Origin of the sequence: Geomicrobium halophilum, assembly GCF_014207655.1 — a bacterium.
Lineage (GTDB): Bacteria > Bacillota > Bacilli > Bacillales > Marinococcaceae > Geomicrobium > Geomicrobium halophilum.
In genome coordinates, this window is sequence record NZ_JACHHJ010000004.1 from 358490 (window position 1) to 378498 (window position 20009).

A 20009-nucleotide genomic window follows, 5' to 3' on the forward strand; every position below is an offset into this window, starting at 1 on the left:
TATGAGTTAAGCTTCAACAAAACCGGTAATTTTTTCAGCTGTCTTCTTTTCTTCCTCCGTTAGCTCGCGAAACGGAAATTTCATAAAGCCTGCATCGATTCCTTTTTGTTTGAATACATGTTTAATCGCTTGATATACCCCGACCTCAAGCATGAGATCAATGACTTGGTTCATTTGCGATTGCATATGGCGAGCCGTTTCCAAATCAGAATTTTGTACAACCTCATATAGTTTGACCGCTTCCCTGCCAATGAGATTGTATGTGCTTCCAATCGCGCCGTCCGCTCCGGATACGGCAAACGGAAACACCATATCATCGGAACCACTAAAAAATACTTTTTCCGGATGGTTCTGCTTGAGCTTCGCAAGTTTTGCGAGATCAGTATCTGTATATTTCACTCCGATTACGTTCGGAAGTTCCAGCAATTCTCTATAATCATCGACAGAAAATTGAGCACCGGTAAAAGCTGGATTCGAGTAAATGATCATCGGATAGTCCGTTTCCTTGGTCAGCCGTTGATAATAAGCTTTGATTTCTTGAAAACTAAATTTGTAGTAGTACGGTGTAATCGCGGAGAGGGCATCATATCCTAGTTGTTTCGCTACTTTACCTAAGCGGATAGCTTCTTCAATGTTCAATGAGCCAATTTGGGCAATCAACTTCCCATCTTCACCGGCTTCTTCTTTAACTATTTGCAATAATTGGAGCTTCTGGCTTTCATCCAAAAGAAAACTTTCACTCGTAGAGCCTCCTACATACAAGCCATCCACGTTCATGACATCAATGTTATAGCGAACGATCTGTCTTAACCCTGTTTCATTTATGGTCCCATCTTCATGAAAAGGGGTAATGAGTGCTGTTATGATTCCTTTCATGTTCATCCTCCATTCAATGATGAAAACGGTATCATCATGTTGCATTCATACTAGCAACATGAAATAATGTTGTCAATATATTTTTATGAATGAAGTTTCACTCCAACATGATCTCTTTTTGATAGCCATCGATTAGGGTATTATTTTAGTAGAGGTGATCCGGAAATGAATAATGGGGAAACACCAGGAGAAAAGCGATTAAAATTAACGATGCTTATGGAACAGAATAAAAACAACTTCACAAAATCTGAACATAAATTGCATCGTTACATTTTGGAGCATTTTGAGGAAGTATTATATAAATCCTTAACGGAAATTTCCAGCGAATGCAAACTGGGAGAGGCCACCATATTAAGGTTTTGTCGAAAACTCGGCCTGAAAGGCTATCAAGATTTCAAATTCGCATTAGCCCAAGAACTTTCCTCCCTGCAAAAATCGAATAATGACGAAACTTATATCGACAAAATTAAGGGCAATATGGGCCAATCCATTGAAGACACCTATGAGTTACTCGACGCTGACATATTGCAGCAAGCCATCGACGAGATCAGTCATTCCAATGACGTCATTGTTTACGGCATTTCTTCGTCGGGGATCGCAGGGCTTGATATGAAAAGCCGGCTGATGCGTATCGGTAAAAATATTGAAGTCGTCACTGATTCCCACAATCAGGTTATTCGTTCCTGTTCGGTTACGAACGAAACAGTCATTATTGCCATCAGTTTAACCGGTAGCACAAAAGACATCGTTGATGCCGTCGAAGAAGCTAAAAAAAATCACGCCACAGTAGTTGCCATTACAAACTATGTAAAATCACCTTTAACCAAATATTCCGACCTTGTCCTGCTCTCATCCGCAAAAGAAAATCCTTTAGACAGCGGATCACTCGTTTCCAAGGTTTCTCAACTATTCGTCATCGATCTTCTCTGCACGGGTATCGCGATGACACAATATGAGCGCGCCCAGCAAAACAAGGAGCTTATCGCCGGAGCAATCTCCAGTAAGCTGTATTAAGCCGACGAGAAGCCATTTATCCATGCGTCCACATTTTGCAGCTTTTCAATTCTTGATGACTCTACGCTCGTAGTTTCGATCGCTCCTTTACACAAAATAGAGATTCTTCTCTATGTGCATCCGTCTCTCCCTCGTTGTAATGTGTTATACTGGATAACTATAGCAAAAGGAGGGAAGATGGATGCAAGTTCGAACGTTTTCAATCGAAAAACCTAAAGAGTTTCTGAAGATGCTGATCCAAAAATTCCAAAGTGATGAAACCACGGGTCTTGCCGCCCAACTGGCCTATTATTTTTTATTATCTTTGTTTCCGTTATTATTATTTGTTCTTACCTTACTCCCTTATTTTTCGTTACCTGTAAACCAAGTGATGGAATGGATTCGAGCTTACGCTCCAGGTGATACAGGCCAAATGATTGCAGGGAATGTCAGCTCGCTTTTAAATGAAACGAGAGGCGGTCTTCTTTCCCTTGGTATTATTGGTACGCTGTGGACAGCTTCCGGAGGCGTCAGCGCATTTATCAGAGCTACCAATCGAGCCTATGAAGTGGAAGAAACCAGATCTTTCCTTAAAGTTAAGCTCTTATCGATGACGTTAACCTTTTCCATGGTATTTGTCATTGCTATTACGTTAGTATTTCCCGTCTTTGGGCAGGTCATTATGGAGAGCATCCAAGCGTTGCTTCCCATCTCTTTTAATGTGGAATTTCTATTTCAAATTTTAAGATGGGTTGTTGCCATCTCGATTATGGTCTTTGTACTTATGGTGTTATACTACGCCGCACCCAATACCAATTTTAAAATGCGAGAAGTCTTTTGGGGTGCTGTCTTTGCAACCATTGGTTGGCAGCTTATTTCCGCTGGTTTTTCTTTTTACGTTACAAACTTTGGAAATTACGAAGCTACTTATGGAGCTATTGGCGGCATCATCGTCCTCATGATCTGGTTTTACTTAACCGGAATTCTCTTAATTGTCGGTGGACAACTCAATGCGATCCTTTATAAATGGAAAAGAACGGGGAGAACTGCGTAATGATATTTGGAGAGAAACCTTTAAGAGTAAACGACAAAACTACAAATGCGGCAAAAACTGCATCTTAGCAATCCAACTAAACGTCTGAACCACCTCATAACACTGAAACATCGGAGATCAAAAACATGGAACAAAAGAAGAACGAGCGCCCGTTTCTATCTGGGGAGCCGTTCTTCTTTTGATATTAATGACAAGATTCGTTCTCTATGGAGGTTTTTTTCTTTCCATTTAGGATTCCCCGCAGCACCACCATTTTAGAAATAATGATGGAATCAAATAAAGCAAAAACTTATTCAAGTCCCCTTTTCGCTTTGGAGGGTTAGTAAGGACCAGGATAATCACTAATATTCATTTCGTCATTGACCTGATCGTCGAACTTGTCAACGTAAAGCGTATCATTGGGAAGGATGGCTGCATAAGAGATCTCACGAAGATCATTGATTCCTTGCGTCTGAAGTTGTTCCATGAGCCAATCTTGATCTTTATTTCGCTGGGAAAGATTTTGGTCAATCAATTTCCCATCCATGACCACTTCAGTCGTCAGTTTCGCTGCTTTCGGAGGGATGTTTAAATCTTTTTTTTGCACGACTTGAAACGATGAATAGGGTGAAACGGAGACCGAACCATCCGGTTCCAATAACGCAATTTCTACCTCTACCGGCGAAAAAATATTTTTGGCTCGTAATTGGGCCATTAATTGATCTTTGGTAATTCGGGACTTTTTTAAATTTTCTTCTAAAAGCTTTCCTTTTTCCATGAGAACGACAGGTTCGGCATCTTGAACTTTGGCCAGAAAGCGACTCTTCATTCCAGTCCATTGAAGGATGAGCGTCAGGATGAGAAACACCGTTAAAGCAAGCCAATGAACAAGGGCTTTGGAAGAGATATCTGTGGCTAACGTAGCTGCAATGGAACCGATCGTAATACCATTGATGTAGTCAAACATGGTGAAATTGCCAATTTGAGACTTCCCAATGAGCCTGGCATAGAGAAGAAGAACAAAGAACGTAATCACGGCTCGTACAATGACAACCAGGGACTCTTGCATACCCTTACCACCTTTTTAACATGAATACCATTAAATTTTCCCTGCTTTCCAAATTTATGTATGTTAAATATTCGCTTCAAATGGATCGGTTTGCTGAATCGTCAAACAGCCATTGAGATGTAGATAAGAACTAGCTGGATTCTTTTTTTGCCATGTCGAACCCATAAGCGTATGCGCTTAACATTCGGTCGATTTACACGAGTCATATAATCTTAGCCAAGCCATCAGTGATTTGATACCTGATGATGGCCGGATGACATTCGTAGGAAAGGATGGAATAGAACCTTTTTCATCTTGATAGGCCCCTTACAGTTTTCTGTTTATGTTTGCGGCGGAGACTGAGTGTACCTTATAAAACAAGATTGAATCGATGTGTTAGTGCCCCAAACCACTTGTATTTTTCGTTTTTAGAGTTAATTTTATTCCAAATATACGGGTAACAATGGAAACATAAAGAAAATCTCCTGTATTCCTAATGTCATGCCGATTGGCATGCCCATTAAGTATACAGGAGACGGTGAATTGGTAAAGGCCCCCGCAAAAGGGGGGAAACTCTTCCGCATTTGGTGGTAAAAAAGATTGCAAGGGCGGTAAAAGATGAATGCACTACTCACGTTGGAAAAATCCAAGGGTCACTGTTTACGTGTTTTGCCCTTAAGCTTCAGCATCCACCCATGTATTGGAAATAAACTCCCTTATTGTCAGTGCTGGAGTCATAACTCATGATGCGCCTTGTTGAAAGCTCTGAGTAAGAAGATCCCCAATCTTAGAACGATTTTCGCTGGTAAATCATAGTGGTAACTCCCCAAGAAACACCATAGAGTGTCACAATGGCAAGTACCGCTCCCGTATATAAAACCGGGAGAGATAAATTGGCAACAAAATCAGTAATTGCTGTTAAATGTTCAGCTAAAAACGACATGATAGGCGGCCCTATGCCTACTAAAAGGATAAAGCTAAAGAGAATAACTGTTGTAATATGACCTGGTTTAAGTATATAAAATAATGGGAACGTGAGCGCAGCAAATAATAAGAATAAACCACTTCCAACTGCAATATCAGTCATTGTAAAAGGTTTATTCAAAGCAAATAATGCCAGACTTGTTACCCCAACGGCTAAAACCATATAAACGATAGCACCAAGATAGCGTGAGCCGATAATTTCTTTACGTGTGTAGGGTAAGGAGTTTAACAAAATATTCGTTTCTGCTTTTTCATCGTAATAAAAAGCATTATAGGGAATAAATATATTGGCAACCAGAAAAGTAACAGTTGGGTGTACATCCATAAATATAAAGAATAGGATAAAAGGGAGAAAGGTTAAAAGCAACCTTTTTTGTAATATAACATCACGTCTTATTAAATTAAACATGGTGTATACCCCCTTTGAAGTAATACATAATATCTTCCAGTGATGCTTTTTCAATAACAACCGAATCCCCGAAAGTATTTTTCACTGCTTTAATATTACCCGTTAATGCCTCAAATCCTGTTGGTGCGCGATGAATATGAACAAAAGATTTTTCCGTGTCTCTATCCAGCAACTCCATTCCTCCTTTAACGAGCGCATAATTTTCAGCAACGTCGTTAAGGGACTGATTAAATACTAATTCCCCGTTCTGTATAAAAGCTATATAATCTGCGATACGATCCAAATCTGTTGTAATATGCGTGGAGAAGAAAATGGTACGATTACCGTCAATCATTAATTCCTGCAAAAGATCCAGCAGCTCTCGTCTAAAAATGGGGTCTAAGCCTGCTGTCGGCTCATCCATAATAATTAGCTCTGCATGATGGGAAAGGGCTATCGCCAAAGATGCCTTCATTTGCATCCCTTTTGAGAAAGTTTTTATCTTTTTATAAAGCGGTAATTTGAATTGATCAGTATACTGATAAAATAATGTATCATCCCAGTGTTTGTAGGCTGGTGCAACAATGCGCTTAATATCCTTTAGGTTCATCCCTTCAAAAAAGACATTACTATCGTATACAAACCCAATGCGCTCCTTGATCTCCTTCTCGTGAGCTGTGTAGTCCAACCCGAAAAGTTTTACCTCCCCAGAATCTGGCCTTAATAGATTCATAATCATTTTTATCGTTGTCGACTTACCAGCACCATTTGCTCCTATAAACCCCGTTACAAAGCCTTTCTTAACTTGCAAATCAATATTTTCAACGGAAAAACCTTTGAAATTTTTCGTTACACTTTTTAATTCAACGACATTTTCCATTCATTTCACTCCTCATATAAAATCTTCAATAATTGCTGCAGCTCATCAAGAGACAGCCCAATTTCTCTGCTATTCGTTATGACCGCAATCAGCTGCTCTTCAATGACCTTCAGCTTCTTCTCTCTCATAAGCTCTAAATTTTGCTCTGCGACAAAAGAACCTTTTCCAACAATGGAATAGATAAAGCCTTCCTTCTCCAATTCCTCATAGGCACGTTTCGTCGTTATAACACTAATCCTTAAATCCTTTGCGAGTTTACGCATTGAAGGTACTGCTGTCCCCTCTTGTAGTTCACCTGCTAAAATTAACGATTTAATTTGATTCGTAATTTGTTCATAAATCGGCTCCTTTGAACTGTTGGAAATAATTATTTGCATGCCAATCCCTCTTCTTTAATTTTTCGGAATATCCTGTACTGCTTGAATCCGTACAGGAATTGTTATTGAAGTCAGCGTTACATATAAATTCTCATATGTTTCTATAATGTATATATACTATAATAACATTATATACATGTGTAGGGATTCATGCAACTACTTTTATTCGAAAAATTTTTTCAGTGAAAGTTGACTGTAAAGCTATCTAAAGGATGTTGTATTTGCTTTCATATTTATAAGGCCACTTGAACTTGTCTCTTCTTATTAAATTTAAATACGTAGGTCAAATTAAGGACTTCCAAAGTATTCCAATCTATTGTACTATGTAAATGTACTTATGTATTAGGGGGTTAAACATATGAAGAAATATTTAGTATCTATAGGAATGGGATCATTGCTTGTTTTATCAGCTTGTGGCGAAGACGGAAATGGATCGAATGAAGCAGACACCGATGAGACTGACGAGGAAACTGAAGATGTAAGCGCTGAGGAAGATGACTCAGACATAGACGAAGAGGAAGAAGGTAACGAAGATGATGAATCAGACGAAGATGGAGAAGATGCAGCTACAACGGAGGGCGGCCATGAAGTAGGAGAAACAGTTTCCGATGAAAATGGTGAACAAACTCTTGTCAGCCTTGCTGATGATGTGGGAACGTTTGAAACAGGCCCAATTATTTTAGAGATCGAGAAAGCAAATGGCGTATCTGCTGTTTTTGAAGGTGAAGCTGCCGCGCTTCTTGATCAAGACGAAGCAGAATACATTCAGGTAGATATGAACGTTGAAAACACAAGCGAAGATGACATTATGTTTTATGCTTCTCAAGCGACTTTGATCACCGATACAGGCGAACAATTAGATCCTGATATGTTCTTGAGCGATCATATGGACGGTGAGTATTTTGGCGAAGTGAGCAAGAGTGGATCTTCTTACTATTTCCTAGAAAATTCAACAGCTGATGAAGTGCAGAGCATTGAACTTAGGTATAGTGCTCCGACGGACGAGGATTTCATGGATGTCGGAGATGAATTGCAAATTGAGATTGACTTAGAAAGATAGATAGAATATGAGCATTAGCCCTTCGAGGGCTTTTCTTTCAACTTAATAGAGAACGTATGTTTTGTGGGTAGTGCATATGAGAATTTCCACAAACTTAGAAGATTTCATCAAAGGTCTGTACACCTGTATATCAATCCGACAACCAAGCGAATTGGAACTATCATACATCGCGGATCAACTAGGAATCATCATTTAGTCTCACAAGAACCTTTTTAAAGTTTAAGAGCTCAATATGAGCCTGTTAACATTGCATTCAAACCATATTTTCAACCCAAGCGCCAACTAGCCATCAGGCACGGTTCATTTCACGTTGCAGTATTTCAAAAAAAAGCGAGACATGATAGGCATCTACTGTTGCATGATGAACCTTAATATTCACTGGCATTAGCAACTGTGAACCACCTTTTTCGTACTTTCCAATGGTAATCATTGGTGTTACATTATTTTTGATAGCTCCTGAATGAGATGAAAAATGTTCAAAATGCAACCAAGGAATTGACGAAATATTTACCACGTTGGGTGGAACATCTCCCATTGGTGCGATATCTGTTGTGTTTGCATAGTCTTTTATAAGCTTTTTGTACTCACGGTCAACTGATGTATAATCTGTTAATTCTTCCAACCATAAAGTATAAAATAACTCTGTTTCTTGATTAAAGTTCGTAAACGTTGGTACTAATTCTTGCCATTCTACTAATTGATTATCGATGTGGGCATACCTCAAATTCGGGATCTTGTTAACCGAATTAGTCAAATTAAAAATGGAGTAAGCATAAAAACTTATAGCTTCGTCTTTGCATTTTTTAACTGCTTGAGTAACATCAATTTTTACTGTCATTTCAAACATTGTGTCTGTCGCCATAAAATACTCATAATAGTTTCTTCTTGGAAAACTTTCTAAATCAATGACTTGATACGTTGTCATCTATTTCAACCTCTCATTTATTCAACAATTTAGTCATTAAAAACAAAGGCGTCACAATTGCTATTCCAGAATAGCACCTCTTTACCATAACAAAAAGCAAATCGCATAATCCTTAGTAGAAAGATGCGACCTGTCATTCCTCTAAATTGTCCTTCAGTTGCTTCCATTGGTGCAATATTCGAACTACTTAAATGTATTCTATAGATAACCCTGTAGCTTTTTATCATATTTTCTCTTATAAACTCAGAATTATATTTTGGTACCATTCTTCCCGAATATGGGAATGTGGGAATTAAATCAACTATACCTACAATTTCACCGTTTCAATATACAAGCTATCCTCAGCTGCCAATAATGACCATCTCAACTCAACCACTTACCCATACGCTCCTTCACTTGACCATGATTAAGGTACTTTCCCGCATCAAGTTGATTTAATCCGGCGTCAATTTTTAGATTAAACAAATATTTCCTCCATAATATCCTCATAAGTGACATCGTCAGGAAGTTCGTTTATCGTTTTTATAACCTCTTCTTTTATACTCATTTTCTCACCTCAGTTATTGTTCTTTTCATCACCGTCTCAAATGGAACATGCTTTAAGCCGGTTCGAGTCCAGAAGGCCTCCCATTGAGATACAGTGCTTCCTCTTCTTGAAAATGTCTCATATACAATTATATAAGGGTTGACAACAGGAAAAAGTTCCCTTAACCTTAAATCGTAACTATTACGATTTATAAACGAGAGGGTGACGATGAATGGCAAAAAAATCAAAGATCGCGAAAGAAAGAAAACGAGAACAACTCGTTGCACAGTATGCAGAGCTTCGCAGAAAGCTGAAGGAAGAAGGGGATTATGAAGCCTTGCGAAAGCTCCCGCGAGATTCATCGCCAACTCGATTGACGAGGCGATGTCAAATTACGGGGCGTCCGCGTGGAGTGTTGCGAAAATATAAAATGTCACGTATTGCTTTTCGTGAGTACGCACATAAAGGGCAGATCCCAGGAGTTAAAAAAGCTAGTTGGTAAATTACCGTATCCACAACATTGTACGCTTTGGAAGGTTTTACATTGAATAATTGAGGATATGCAAAAGGTAAAGCATTTACCCTAATTCCAAAAATAGGGTATTATTTTTATAGTTTTCAAATCGTAATGATTACAATTTTAAATGATAAATGAGGGCTGGAAAAATGGACGACTACGCAGGTGTTTGTGTAAATTCAAAATGTCGAGAGTTGCTTTCCGTGAGTATGCGCACAAAGGACAGATCCCTGGGGTGAAAAAAGCGAGCTGGTAATCAAGTATCATCATTTTACTTAAAGTGAAATGAAAAGGAGGAACTGCGAATTACTATGAAGCCATATGTGCTCTCAACAATCTTATTGTTGACAGTGATACTTGTCGGTTGTCAAGCCGAAAAAACGAATGATGAGGATGAGGGGACTGAATCCGAAGATAGTGCTGGGGATACGCTTTCCATTTATACTTCCCTTTATGTACTGGAAGATTTTGCAGCAAAAATTGGGGGAGAATTTGTTGAAGTAGAAAGTGTCTCCCCACCGAATGCAGATGCGCATACTTACGAGCCTTCTTCTAATGACATGGTGCAAATCGCTGAATCAGATGCCTTTATTTACTCAGGTTTAACAGGGATGGAGCCATTCGCGGATACAGTGGACGATGCGCTTGGTGACGAGGATGTTCGCATCATTCCAGCCGCCGAAAACATCGATCTACGTGGAGAAGGCCACGATGATGGGGAAGAAGACGATGATCATGGAAACGGCAACGATCATCAAGCGCCGGAAGATGTAGAGATTGAAGGATTAGCGGATCATTATCATACGGGTGATAATGTTTCTCTAACTGCTGAGTTGGATGAAGACGTAGATTATGACCACTGGCATTGGTACACGCGTGATGAGGAGGATGAAGAATGGGAAACAGTGCCGGATCAGGATTCCAAGGACTATGAGATGCCGGCCGAGGACGGTCAAGAGCTGATGGCCGTGCTGTTTGATGATGATCACGAAGCTTATGCTCAATCGGCGCCAGTGACCGTTGAGATCGATGACCATGATGGGCAAAGCGGCGATGGTGACCCACATATTTTTCTCGACCCTATACGGAGTATTGAACTGGCCGAAAACATTAAAGATGAGTTGGTTGAATTAATGCCAGAGGAAGAAGCATATTTTGTAGAGAATTTTGAGCAGCTGAGGGCAAGTTTAGAAGACGTCGATCAAGAATTGCAGCAAGCCTTTGATGAAGCCGACCATAACCAAATCATTGTCTCGCACGCTGCGTATGGCTATTGGGAAGAAAGGTATGGACTCGAGCAACTTAGCGTTCACGGTCTTTCCTCTACTGAAGAGCCTTCGCAATCGGACCTGACTGAATTAGTCAATACCGCTGAAGAGAATAACCTGGGATATGTTATTTTTGAAAATAATGTGAGCAGCAACATCACCGAAGTGATCCAAAATGAAATTGGAGCGGAAAGTTTGATTCTACGCAATATGGAAAGCATATCTGAAGACGATCTTGAAGCAGGTGAAGATTACTTCAGTATGATGGAAATGAACATTGAAACATTGGAAATGGCATTAAATGATTAAAAGACTTGCAGGTGACTATACGCTACGTCGTACACTTTTCTTTTTGGAGGTATATACTGTAATGAAAAAAGCAATTGTGAAATGGTCCAGTGTTGTCGTGATTGGATCGTTATTAGCAGCATGCCAGGATACTGCAGACGAAGATACCGAGTTGGAGGAGGAGGCAGCCACAGAAGATGAGGAGGCAACCGAAGAAGAGGATCACGACCACGATCATGACCATGAGTCCGAAGAAAAAGGCGATGCCGAAATTGAGGGATTTATAGACCATTACCATACTGGTGATACAGTGGAACTTACGGTAACAACTGAAGAAGATGAAGGCGATGGCCAGTGGCACTGGTATGTCAGAGGCGGAGATGAAGGCGAATGGGAATCTGCTGACGGCGGAGATGGAGATACATTCGAAGCTGAAGCGGTAGACCACCAACAGATAAAAGCAACATTATACGATGATGATCATGAAGTCATCAGTGAAACCGAGCCTGTAACTGTAATAATTGATGACCATGATAGCGATGTTTACGAGGGTTACTTCGACGATGAAGATGTCGAAGACAGGGACATTTCAGACTGGGCTGGAGAGTGGAAGTCCGTCTATCCTTACTTTGAAGAAGGTGATCTTGAGGAAGTATTTGAACATAGAGCCGAAGAAAGTGACGACATGTCATTTGAAGATTACAAGGAGTATTATGAAACAGGTTATGCCACGAGTGTAGATAACATCGAAATAACAGAAGATGGTGAGTTTACATTCCATGACGGCGATGAAACATATTCAGGAACATATGTATATGACGGCTACGAAATCCTTGAATATGAAGCAGGCAACCGTGGTGTCCGCTACATCTTCGAATTGGAAGAAGGAGACGATGAAGCACCTCAGAACATCCAGTTCAGCGACCATATCATCGCACCACAGCCTTCTTCACATTTCCACCTCTATTGGGGAGATGACAGAGACGAACTTCTGGATGAAGTTGACCATTGGCCAACCTACTACCCTGTAGAGTGGAGCAGCGATCAGATCGTAGATGATCTGCTCCTGCACTAATCATTTTGAAGCTTTTATTTACAATCATGGCGGTCATTACAATCCTGGCCGCCTGTCAGGATGAATCTTCCGGTGCGGGGAAAGTCGGCGAGAAGAGCTCACCATTTACATACTGCAGTCTATCCACTGGAGTATACAGCATAGTTAATGCACTTAAACAATCAATATCATTTTAATCTAATTCATCAGAATCAAATTCCCACCTGACTTCATTAGCCACTGTACCTAATCGTATAACCAAAGACTAACTCATAATTGCTCGACTCGAGAACGTCAAAATATTTATTCACCAGGTGCTATCTCTTCCCCTTGGTCAAGGTCGTTTAAATTTATACAAAAGTATCTACACTCATACGTCCTGTGGGTTTACGCTCTATTACAAATAAACAGGATTCATCATCGTCACGTTCGTCTAAATACCTTTTCACCAAATCCCGCAGCGTATATTAAAATATACTTCTCTCCTGTAAATAAGCGCGATTAGTCTGTTGTGAATGATATTCGCTCCGTTAATGGCATAAGTGCATTTAAAATTGAACACTAAATCCATTAAATTTGTGGATCCCTGTTCCAAAACGTACGAGTTCTTTTTCTCTTAATTTTTTAACTGCTTTTTTTATTTCATCTAATATGCCTGGAGAAAGACCTAGTGTATTATGGCTCCCATAAATCTTTGTTACATTCGGTATATTTGATATTTTTTCTAGAGATTCCACCAAATTAACAGGATTCGTTGTTGGGAAAAACGCATAAATTGGAGTCTTATCATAAAACAAATCTCCGGTAAATAAATACCCTTCGCTATCATCGTAAATTGATATATGACCGGGCGAATGACCTGGGGTATGGTATATAGTTAATTTCCGCTCCCCAATTTCTATTTCATCGCCATCATTTAACAAACCAGTAGGCTCTCCTTGGAATGGTTTATATGTATATGGATCAAATGTTTCTGGAGTAGGTATTGTAATATCCCGACTTACATCTCTTCTGATTTGCTCGATTGGAAGCTTTTTAATTCCATTAATGAGCCAGTCCTCTTCCTCTTTATGTACATATAAAATTTCAAACTCACCATGACTTCCAATGTGGTCCCAATGAACATGTGTCGTTAATACAATTATTGGTAAACTTGTCAGTTGATCTGTTACCCTCTTAATATTATCAATTCCAAGTCCAGTATCAATTAATGCTGATTTCTCTTCACCGATTAATAAAAATGAATGAACCTTCTCCCTATGTCCATATTCACTAATAGCAAAAGTATTGTTATCAATTTGAGTCACTGTAAACCAACAGTCATTAATTTCTAGCATTTTTGTTGGCCCTCCTCTCAGCAAAAAAGTGACGCAAGTCTTATGTGGTTCTTGTGCCTCTTTTGAAGAATAAATCCTTTTCTTTGTTGGCTACCCTAAGCCCATCAAACTAAGAAAGATCCCCATCAAAAGGAGACCCCTCCAATGCTTAGAAAACACTTGTTAGACGGTCACTTCCTCTTGACAACTTTATCAAGATTATGCTGGGCTTGAGTACATGCCGGATCCAAATGCGTTAAGAACCGGGGTAAATGAATAATCCAACGCCAAGCAATGGGCGATCGTGTCTCCTGTGGCAATGGGCAGGATCGTTTTATTTTCGAATGTATCAAGTTTACGAATTTAAGGTTTCCTAAATTCTAGTAAAAGACATAATCATATGGCTTTTATTTGCTTGGTTACATGAAACTCTTGACATTAAATCATAGTATATTTATAATTCACATTAATTTAGTTGGTATTATCAAATATGTTTGAAACACTCAAGGAGGCATTACGAAATGAAAAAAACGATCCCTAGCCTTTCTTTTTTCTTTTTACTTGTAATGACTGGATGCCAGACATCAGAAGAAAATACTGATGAAGTTAAAATTGGTTATTTTCCAAATTTAACACATATTCCAAGTATCATTGCTCTTGAAAATGGTTATTTGGAAGATCACTTTGGCGAAGATATTGAAATAACACCTAATACATTTCCAGATGGCAGTGTGTTTATGGAAGCAATGTCAACACAGGACATTGATATTGGTACCGTTGGTCCCTCGCCTGCAATGAATACATATCAAATCAACCCTGAACATGAAGTGATAGCTGGAGCTATAAATGGTGGGGCGGTGCTTGTTACAAATGAAACAGCAGGCATTGAGCATGTGAAGGATCTCGATGAAGCAAGTGTTGCTATACCAGCCATTACAGCGACACAAGACATGATGTTAAGGGCAGCTTTAATGGAAGAAGGATTAAATGCAGAAGATTCGGGAGGGTCGGTCAGCATGTTACCCCAAGCGCCAGCAGATACTTCGACTCTTTTTCTTCAAGATGACGTGGATGCAGCCGCAGTTCCTGAGCCTTGGGGTGTGAACCTCGAAAGCCAGGCAGGTGCGGAGGTTCTCCTTGATGCAGATGAATTTGCCTGGGGGATGGAGACACCCACAACGGTCGTTACAGCTCGGACTGGGTTTACAGAGGAGAATGAAGACCTCACAAAAGGCTACCTTCGTGCCCATGTCGATGCTATTCAGTTTATTGAAGAAAATCCAGAGGAATCTATAGATATATTTATCGAACATATTGAAGAGCTAACCGGTAATGAACTGGATCAGGAAAAATTGCACAGTGCCAACGAGCGCCTCAATGCAACATATGAACTGAATGTAGATATCATGCAAGAGATGGCAACGATCAGTTATGATGCGCAATATACGCGAACAGATGACATTAAGGGACTCATCAATTTAGAATACTTGGAAGACGTATTAGGAGAAGAACAATAAATGTATGCCGTAGACGGGTAAGGTATAAGCTCAGATACTACGTTTATCATTTTAGTATTGTAACCACCATGTATTGCTCAACAATCTGGCCCTTCGTATTCCTCTGAAGCCAAAAAACCCGTTTGCGTAAAGTGAAAACGGACAAAGTTGATGCCTTCCATCTGGGTAAACTTTACTATAAAGAAGATCTAGAAGTTTTTCAGAGGAAAACCGAGCAATACCTGAATCTCCGTCATTTAACCCGAGCACAGCGCTTTGACGGATAGCTATGTGAACTAAGATCACTCTTCAACAATCGCGCTCGATTATGGAACAGTAAGATGAACGTATCGATGAACTTTATATTGAAGCATCTTTTTAAACTAGGTTATTAATCGCATAATTATTGGAACTAATGTAATTAGAAACGCGGCTATTGCTGCGCCGAAAAAACGTTTCGCATGTTCTAAATTTCCTTTTTTCTCGATATAAATCCTTGAGTACTCAAGAATAATACGGTCAATATGATAGTTATATCTATAGAAAAGAATATAGACGATGCAAAAAAAGAACCAATATGGCTAATGGCCATGAAGAATAATAAGTACAAGAAAGATGTTTCTCATTGAATTCATTGTAAACAATTTAAATTCTCCTTAAATTTGTAAAAGCCAATAACGATCGCACCCAATTCAGGTACACCTTTATTCCTTTACAGCGCTCGATTCATGAATACTTTTTGCTGATTGTTTCAATATAGAAACATAAAATCCCCAATGCCAATTAAAATCAGAATGATTCCAGATAAAAACATCCAAAATATCTCTGTCTTCTTAACATAGAACTTATTGATATAATCTATAATGACAAAAATTATAAGACCTAACCCACCTATTAAAACAATTAAAGTAAAAAACCAAGGAGTAATGGGATCACCATAAGCAAACCGAGATATGATATTTGCTATTAGCATTATTATCAAAGTTGAAGAAAAGATCCATTGAGATATTTTTCTCCATCTTGGTTCAGGTATTGTTTTGTGATTATCATCTTTCATAATACCACCCTTTTGTGATCAAGACCTTCTGCTTTATTAGGCTAATCTTCAATCATTATTTGTGGTAATCTTTCCTCCACAATCTGGCCCTCATACGGCAATATGGGCACAAACCCCTATTTCCGCAAACGCGCCTCTATAACTGAAAAATATAGTTACATACCCCAGTCCTGAATCCATCGTTTTGGTAACTTAATCTTTGCTTGTTTAAGGGCAACAAAGTACTGTCCCTGATGAATGCCTTCGTGTTGTACCGCAGTGTTTAACAGCTCTACTATTGATAAATATTCTTCACCCATCTTAATACGTTGATTATTTGCTTGTGTAAATGCAAAAGCTAGTTCATTCATTGATCTGTCTAATTGCTCAATTACATTGCCATTACTTGACGGAAGATCACCCGGAAATTCCACGATACCAGTGCTTAGCCCATCCCTATAAATATTTCTAACGCGAATGATATGGATGAATAATTTTCTTAGTGATCCTAATTCTTCAATCAACTGAATATCCCATTTATTTTCCGGAATTTCTTTTGCTAAAGTATTAGTCATATTAGCTGCATAAAGAAAACCACCAGAATCTATGACTATTCACCCCTTCAATTGTTCCGTTAGCGCCCGTTTACGGTAGGTCGGGTGAACTCATAATTAAGCTGTTATTGCGTAAACTATGTATCAAAACTCAATCGATCCAACAGATCAGATAACCACTGTACATCAAAACCAAAAATATACGATAAGACTAGAATTAAAATCGCAATAGATAAAACAGAAAAAAATATTATAGACATACGCTTTCTTAATTTTTTTTTATGCTGTTCGTTTTCTTGCCCACGAAGAGGGTCATATCCATCTTGCAAAAGAAATCCTCCTGTAACTGCCTTAAACTATATACCACCGATGAACGGGTCGTATATAGCTAAATTTAAGGTTGAGTATTTACCTTCCTTGCATATAAGACTGCGTGAATGATGGCTGCTATCCATAATATTGGTATACCCATTATAAATAGTAACCTCGCTACTGCATTGAATATTTCGAATCCTCCGCCAATGATCAACAAGATATACATAATTATAAAAAATATGCCTATCCTTAACGCACCAGCATAAATTTGGCCAGCCCCCGATATAACAAAAGATAGTAATCCAGCTATCCAGGGTTTTTTCTGCTCATATGTATCCCTCCTAACAGACCATACCCATTCATTTTAACACTTAAACGAATTAGGAGTTTTATATTATGCAACAATATGGCCCTATTCCCTCAGGAGAGCGCATTCCTTGTTGTTCCAGAATTGCGCTCATTTGTTTAGCACACACCTAGTAATAAACACTAACTGATTCAACCCTTATGATCATTTTTTCGCCTTTTAACAGATCGTACAACTAGCCAGGTGACGAAACCAACTAAGGTTATAAAAATGATGAGGGTAATGTTGGCAGTACCTATGATTTCCACTTTACTACCCCACCTAATGTTACCGTTCCTACAATATGTGATTGTTCCATTAAAGCGCTCGTTTGCGGAAGAACAAAATTAAAAATTGCTAGAATAAATTTCTACACATATGAAGCACCCGCTCAAGATCATGCTTATGTAATTCGCCTATATAGCGTTTCAATTCAGATCCATGCACAGAAATAATTTTTGAAGTACGAGCTACAGATGGCTTTAGCAATCCGGAGTCTTTCCAATACTCCAAAGCAACATCAAATTGATTTCTGGGCTGCTGACTAGTAACTGGGGTAATGATGACATCCACATCTATTGCCAATTCATTACCGACAATAATTACAGGGCGTTGCTTAGTTTCGCGCTTTCCTTTAAAAAGGACTTCTGCCAACCAAAATCTCGCCCTGTTTCGTCTTACTGCTCATTGTAAATGTCATCCTCCTCATTATCCCACCAAGCATAATTCTCACCTAGTAAAATAACATCTTTAGACATGTATTTTTCTTTAATTTTATCAAGCACCTTTTGTCTTTCTTGCTCGCTCAACATGTCAATTTCCTGAATAATTTTATCTGGAATAGACATATGATACACCTCCATAAAGCTGTGCCCTTATTATATCTTATATTCGATCCAACCTGAAGTGTTCAACGATCCACCTACGGAGAAATACTTCCGTCCTTATTCCTGATATGCGCTTCGTGCTTAAATAAATTCTTTAATAATCATGACTACAAATTACTGTTCACAAGATACTGACCAATTTAAAGCTAACACATCTACATTTTCCTCTGTAATAGTTCCATTGCTTTCCACACAAGCACTTTTTGCTTCTATAAATCCGTTGTAGCTTAAAGCAATACTAATTGTCATCATAGCCATAGCCGTGACCGCAAAAATTAACCCGATAAGCACATTTCTTATCCTTTTTGGTCTCATCGAATTGCCTCCTCTTTAACACACAAATTCCTACTTGTTCGATTAACGCGCTTCTTTTCTGGAACAAGGTTTAGACAAAAACTTTAAAGAAATAAGGTGTTGATATCACCAGAACCGAGCCTATAGCAGTCACAGATATAACTTTAATTAAATCCTTTTTCACTTCTCTTTCCAAAAAAGACCACCCCCCCATAATATGGCCATTTTCTGGTATAACTTTTGTTCCATTAAAGCGCTCGATAACGTAATAACACTCCTATTGGTAATTGGAATTATCACCATCTAAATCAGTTTATTCCATCCACTAGAAACGCAATTAGAATTATTAAGAGAACGATTAGCAAAGTTCTTGTACCTGAGTCCTTAAGCCTTGGTCGAACCTTGCCTACTTTTTTATATTCTCCTTGCGCTTCTTTTATTTCTTTAACGTTAGGTTCTTTCATTCTCCTACACCTACAATTGCATAGAATTTGATGCGAGCAAAACTATATAAATTCTTACTGGTAATGTGACTTTCGTTCTTTCATCAGAACGCTAAAATTAAGATATAAAGCATAAAATCCTACTGCTATTGTAAATCCAGCGAACCAAAAAGTATGGTTAAATAAAACATGAAAGATCGTTATGAATACGGGCACAATCACGACAATTGCAATCATATTTCGGACATAATTATGCATTTTACCCCTCCACTTTCCACCTGATGATGCTCAATATAGCCAATAAAGAGCGCAATATTTATTCCGCAATCGCGCCTCTTTTATGGAATAAGTGTCTAATCCTTAGATGCCCAATCAACAAGCCTTTTTATTGCAAAAAAGCTAATCGTTGCTGTGCCAATAAAAATTACAAAAGAGATAACACTGAACTCACCAAACAAAAGATTGTTTACCAAATATAGTATGAGAACCGTTAAGGTCATTCAAACAACCATAGACCTTGAGATTTTCAATTTAAATTCCTCTCTTTATGCTATATCTAATTTAACTTAAAGGTGCTAAAAGTGATTTATTCATTTCTTGCACCCTTTAGCTGAACACTCACTTAAGAAGATGTTGTGTTTAACTTTTTCGACTGATACATAATAAAGGCCAAAATAAGACCAATCAGTAAAAAACCCAAGAAATAGGGAGTTATAGATGACAATGGGGAATTATTAAGTAGATTATTACCAAGCAGTAAAATCAATGTAGCTCCTATCGGAAAAACAACCACTCCTAATAACATTGACCATAATATTAACCTTTTACGATTCATGAGTATCTCCCCTCTTCTCTCATCACAACCATTATTCCACGTAATCGCCTTTTTCCGGCAGATCAGACGCTGTTCCTTGTTCCGCATAAGCGCTCGATTGCGTAACAAGGAAAAATACTATCGCAGATATCCCCCGAACTATAAAATCCACAATGCCAATAAAAATCATAAATATACCGGTGAAAACCATGCCAAATATCTCCGATTTCTTCTTATAGAAATTCCTGACATAATCCGTAATACTGGCAATCGCAAATATCATATATCAAA

The 20009-nt window shown here is 38.7% G+C and carries 23 protein-coding genes and 2 pseudogenes; 9 read left to right on the plus strand and 16 right to left on the minus strand.

The features are described 5' to 3' along the window. Positions 1–6: 6 nt before the first annotated feature. Positions 7–876 carry an N-acetylneuraminate lyase gene (locus HNR44_RS14470; protein WP_184405027.1) on the minus strand — a complete coding sequence of 290 codons (870 nt, stop codon included), beginning with the start codon at positions 874–876 and terminating at the stop codon, positions 7–9. A 165-nt stretch (positions 877–1041) separates the two neighbouring features. On the opposite strand from HNR44_RS14470, the gene HNR44_RS14475 reads away from it, so the two are divergent. After that, complete coding sequence (locus HNR44_RS14475; protein ID WP_184405028.1) at positions 1042–1890, plus strand: MurR/RpiR family transcriptional regulator; 849 nt, start codon at positions 1042–1044, stop codon at positions 1888–1890. A 181-nt stretch (positions 1891–2071) separates the two neighbouring features. Further along, entirely contained in the window at positions 2072–2923 is an 852-nt protein-coding gene (locus HNR44_RS14480; protein WP_184405029.1) for a YihY/virulence factor BrkB family protein, read from the plus strand. 319 nt (positions 2924–3242) lie between these two features. Here the strand turns inward: HNR44_RS14480 and HNR44_RS14485 are convergent, their stop codons facing one another. The 4 genes from HNR44_RS14485 to HNR44_RS14500 all read right to left on the minus strand — a co-directional run bounded on the left by HNR44_RS14485 (position 3243) and on the right by HNR44_RS14500 (position 6579). Next, positions 3243–3971, minus strand: a complete 729-nt coding sequence (locus HNR44_RS14485) for a YetF domain-containing protein (RefSeq protein ID WP_184405030.1) — start codon at positions 3969–3971, stop codon at positions 3243–3245. Positions 3972–4737: 766 nt separating this feature from the next. Further along, positions 4738–5343, minus strand: a complete 606-nt coding sequence (locus HNR44_RS14490) for an ABC-2 transporter permease (protein ID WP_184405031.1) — start codon at positions 5341–5343, stop codon at positions 4738–4740. Further along, complete coding sequence (locus tag HNR44_RS14495) at positions 5336–6202, minus strand: ABC transporter ATP-binding protein (RefSeq protein ID WP_184405032.1); 867 nt, start codon at positions 6200–6202, stop codon at positions 5336–5338. Before HNR44_RS14495 ends, HNR44_RS14490 begins: the two co-directional genes overlap by 8 nt. A gap of 5 nt (positions 6203–6207) precedes the next feature. Next, a complete protein-coding gene (locus HNR44_RS14500; RefSeq protein ID WP_184405033.1) occupies positions 6208–6579 on the minus strand; it encodes a GntR family transcriptional regulator in 372 nt (123 codons plus the stop codon). 358 nt (positions 6580–6937) lie between these two features. On the opposite strand from HNR44_RS14500, the gene HNR44_RS14505 reads away from it, so the two are divergent. Further along, positions 6938–7639, plus strand: coding sequence for a hypothetical protein (locus HNR44_RS14505; RefSeq protein WP_184405034.1), 702 nt, complete (start codon positions 6938–6940; stop codon positions 7637–7639). 289 nt (positions 7640–7928) lie between these two features. Here the strand turns inward: HNR44_RS14505 and HNR44_RS14510 are convergent, their stop codons facing one another. Beyond that, positions 7929–8564, minus strand: a complete 636-nt coding sequence (locus tag HNR44_RS14510) for a CatA-like O-acetyltransferase (RefSeq protein ID WP_184405035.1) — start codon at positions 8562–8564, stop codon at positions 7929–7931. A gap of 758 nt (positions 8565–9322) precedes the next feature. Between HNR44_RS14510 and rpsN the strand changes: the two genes are divergently transcribed. From rpsN to HNR44_RS14530, 4 genes and pseudogenes are all read left to right on the plus strand, one after another. Next, positions 9323–9592 carry a 30S ribosomal protein S14 gene (rpsN, locus tag HNR44_RS14515; RefSeq protein WP_184405036.1) on the plus strand — a complete coding sequence of 90 codons (270 nt, stop codon included), beginning with the start codon at positions 9323–9325 and terminating at the stop codon, positions 9590–9592. Positions 9593–9758: 166 nt separating this feature from the next. Continuing rightward, a pseudogene (locus HNR44_RS14520) lies at positions 9759–9863 on the plus strand (30S ribosomal protein S14); the annotation flags it as partial. 55 nt (positions 9864–9918) lie between these two features. Next, on the plus strand, positions 9919–11184 hold the full coding sequence (locus HNR44_RS14525) for a metal ABC transporter solute-binding protein, Zn/Mn family (RefSeq protein WP_184405038.1): 1266 nt from the start codon (positions 9919–9921) through the stop codon (positions 11182–11184). Between the two features lie 61 nt (positions 11185–11245). Continuing rightward, positions 11246–12238, plus strand: a complete 993-nt coding sequence (locus HNR44_RS14530) for a ZinT family metal-binding protein (RefSeq protein ID WP_184405039.1) — start codon at positions 11246–11248, stop codon at positions 12236–12238. Positions 12239–12765: 527 nt separating this feature from the next. Here HNR44_RS14530 and HNR44_RS14535 read toward each other — a convergent pair. Next, positions 12766–13554: an MBL fold metallo-hydrolase gene (locus tag HNR44_RS14535; RefSeq protein WP_184405040.1), complete on the minus strand. Its 789-nt coding sequence runs from the start codon at positions 13552–13554 to the stop codon at positions 12766–12768. Positions 13555–14054: 500 nt separating this feature from the next. On the opposite strand from HNR44_RS14535, the gene HNR44_RS14540 reads away from it, so the two are divergent. Both HNR44_RS14540 and HNR44_RS14545 read left to right on the plus strand, forming a co-directional pair. Then, on the plus strand, positions 14055–15050 hold the full coding sequence (locus tag HNR44_RS14540) for an ABC transporter substrate-binding protein (RefSeq protein WP_184405041.1): 996 nt from the start codon (positions 14055–14057) through the stop codon (positions 15048–15050). A gap of 107 nt (positions 15051–15157) precedes the next feature. Continuing rightward, a pseudogene (locus HNR44_RS14545) lies at positions 15158–15323 on the plus strand (IS110 family transposase); the annotation flags it as partial. A gap of 457 nt (positions 15324–15780) precedes the next feature. Here HNR44_RS14545 and HNR44_RS14550 read toward each other — a convergent pair. The 9 genes from HNR44_RS14550 to HNR44_RS14590 all read right to left on the minus strand — a co-directional run bounded on the left by HNR44_RS14550 (position 15781) and on the right by HNR44_RS14590 (position 19929). Continuing rightward, complete coding sequence (locus HNR44_RS14550; protein WP_184405042.1) at positions 15781–16086, minus strand: hypothetical protein; 306 nt, start codon at positions 16084–16086, stop codon at positions 15781–15783. Positions 16087–16241: 155 nt separating this feature from the next. Further along, a complete protein-coding gene (locus tag HNR44_RS14555; RefSeq protein WP_221434317.1) occupies positions 16242–16640 on the minus strand; it encodes a DinB family protein in 399 nt (132 codons plus the stop codon). Between the two features lie 116 nt (positions 16641–16756). Then, positions 16757–16948 carry a hypothetical protein gene (locus HNR44_RS14560; RefSeq protein WP_184405043.1) on the minus strand — a complete coding sequence of 64 codons (192 nt, stop codon included), beginning with the start codon at positions 16946–16948 and terminating at the stop codon, positions 16757–16759. Positions 16949–17637: 689 nt separating this feature from the next. Next, a complete protein-coding gene (locus HNR44_RS14565; RefSeq protein ID WP_184405044.1) occupies positions 17638–17934 on the minus strand; it encodes a type II toxin-antitoxin system PemK/MazF family toxin in 297 nt (98 codons plus the stop codon). Between the two features lie 23 nt (positions 17935–17957). Continuing rightward, entirely contained in the window at positions 17958–18128 is a 171-nt protein-coding gene (locus tag HNR44_RS14570) for a hypothetical protein (RefSeq protein ID WP_184405045.1), read from the minus strand. Between the two features lie 153 nt (positions 18129–18281). Next, positions 18282–18482, minus strand: coding sequence for a hypothetical protein (locus tag HNR44_RS14575; protein ID WP_184405046.1), 201 nt, complete (start codon positions 18480–18482; stop codon positions 18282–18284). 287 nt (positions 18483–18769) lie between these two features. After that, positions 18770–18925, minus strand: a complete 156-nt coding sequence (locus HNR44_RS14580; protein WP_184405047.1) for a hypothetical protein — start codon at positions 18923–18925, stop codon at positions 18770–18772. A 54-nt stretch (positions 18926–18979) separates the two neighbouring features. Further along, positions 18980–19162 carry a hypothetical protein gene (locus HNR44_RS14585; protein WP_184405048.1) on the minus strand — a complete coding sequence of 61 codons (183 nt, stop codon included), beginning with the start codon at positions 19160–19162 and terminating at the stop codon, positions 18980–18982. A gap of 608 nt (positions 19163–19770) precedes the next feature. Continuing rightward, the gene (locus HNR44_RS14590; RefSeq protein ID WP_184405049.1) at positions 19771–19929 is read right to left on the minus strand and encodes a hypothetical protein; all 159 of its coding nucleotides are present in this window, start codon (positions 19927–19929) and stop codon (positions 19771–19773) included. Positions 19930–20009 lie beyond the last annotated feature (80 nt).

Coding starts and splice junctions, on each gene's coding strand:
- HNR44_RS14470 (WP_184405027.1), bottom strand. CDS start 876: ATGAAAGGAATCATAACAGCACTCATTACCCCTTTTCATGAAGATGGG.
- HNR44_RS14475 (WP_184405028.1), top strand. CDS start 1,042: ATGAATAATGGGGAAACACCAGGAGAAAAGCGATTAAAATTAACGATG.
- HNR44_RS14480 (WP_184405029.1), top strand. CDS start 2,072: ATGCAAGTTCGAACGTTTTCAATCGAAAAACCTAAAGAGTTTCTGAAG.
- HNR44_RS14485 (WP_184405030.1), bottom strand. CDS start 3,971: ATGCAAGAGTCCCTGGTTGTCATTGTACGAGCCGTGATTACGTTCTTT.
- HNR44_RS14490 (WP_184405031.1), bottom strand. CDS start 5,343: ATGTTTAATTTAATAAGACGTGATGTTATATTACAAAAAAGGTTGCTT.
- HNR44_RS14495 (WP_184405032.1), bottom strand. CDS start 6,202: ATGGAAAATGTCGTTGAATTAAAAAGTGTAACGAAAAATTTCAAAGGT.
- HNR44_RS14500 (WP_184405033.1), bottom strand. CDS start 6,579: ATGCAAATAATTATTTCCAACAGTTCAAAGGAGCCGATTTATGAACAA.
- HNR44_RS14505 (WP_184405034.1), top strand. CDS start 6,938: ATGAAGAAATATTTAGTATCTATAGGAATGGGATCATTGCTTGTTTTA.
- HNR44_RS14510 (WP_184405035.1), bottom strand. CDS start 8,564: ATGACAACGTATCAAGTCATTGATTTAGAAAGTTTTCCAAGAAGAAAC.
- rpsN (WP_184405036.1), top strand. CDS start 9,323: ATGGCAAAAAAATCAAAGATCGCGAAAGAAAGAAAACGAGAACAACTC.
- HNR44_RS14525 (WP_184405038.1), top strand. CDS start 9,919: ATGAAGCCATATGTGCTCTCAACAATCTTATTGTTGACAGTGATACTT.
- HNR44_RS14530 (WP_184405039.1), top strand. CDS start 11,246: ATGAAAAAAGCAATTGTGAAATGGTCCAGTGTTGTCGTGATTGGATCG.
- HNR44_RS14535 (WP_184405040.1), bottom strand. CDS start 13,554: ATGCTAGAAATTAATGACTGTTGGTTTACAGTGACTCAAATTGATAAC.
- HNR44_RS14540 (WP_184405041.1), top strand. CDS start 14,055: ATGAAAAAAACGATCCCTAGCCTTTCTTTTTTCTTTTTACTTGTAATG.
- HNR44_RS14550 (WP_184405042.1), bottom strand. CDS start 16,086: ATGAAAGATGATAATCACAAAACAATACCTGAACCAAGATGGAGAAAA.
- HNR44_RS14555 (WP_221434317.1), bottom strand. CDS start 16,640: ATGACTAATACTTTAGCAAAAGAAATTCCGGAAAATAAATGGGATATT.
- HNR44_RS14570 (WP_184405045.1), bottom strand. CDS start 18,128: ATGTCTATTCCAGATAAAATTATTCAGGAAATTGACATGTTGAGCGAG.
- HNR44_RS14575 (WP_184405046.1), bottom strand. CDS start 18,482: ATGAGACCAAAAAGGATAAGAAATGTGCTTATCGGGTTAATTTTTGCG.
- HNR44_RS14580 (WP_184405047.1), bottom strand. CDS start 18,925: ATGAAAGAACCTAACGTTAAAGAAATAAAAGAAGCGCAAGGAGAATAT.
- HNR44_RS14585 (WP_184405048.1), bottom strand. CDS start 19,162: ATGCATAATTATGTCCGAAATATGATTGCAATTGTCGTGATTGTGCCC.
- HNR44_RS14590 (WP_184405049.1), bottom strand. CDS start 19,929: ATGGTTTTCACCGGTATATTTATGATTTTTATTGGCATTGTGGATTTT.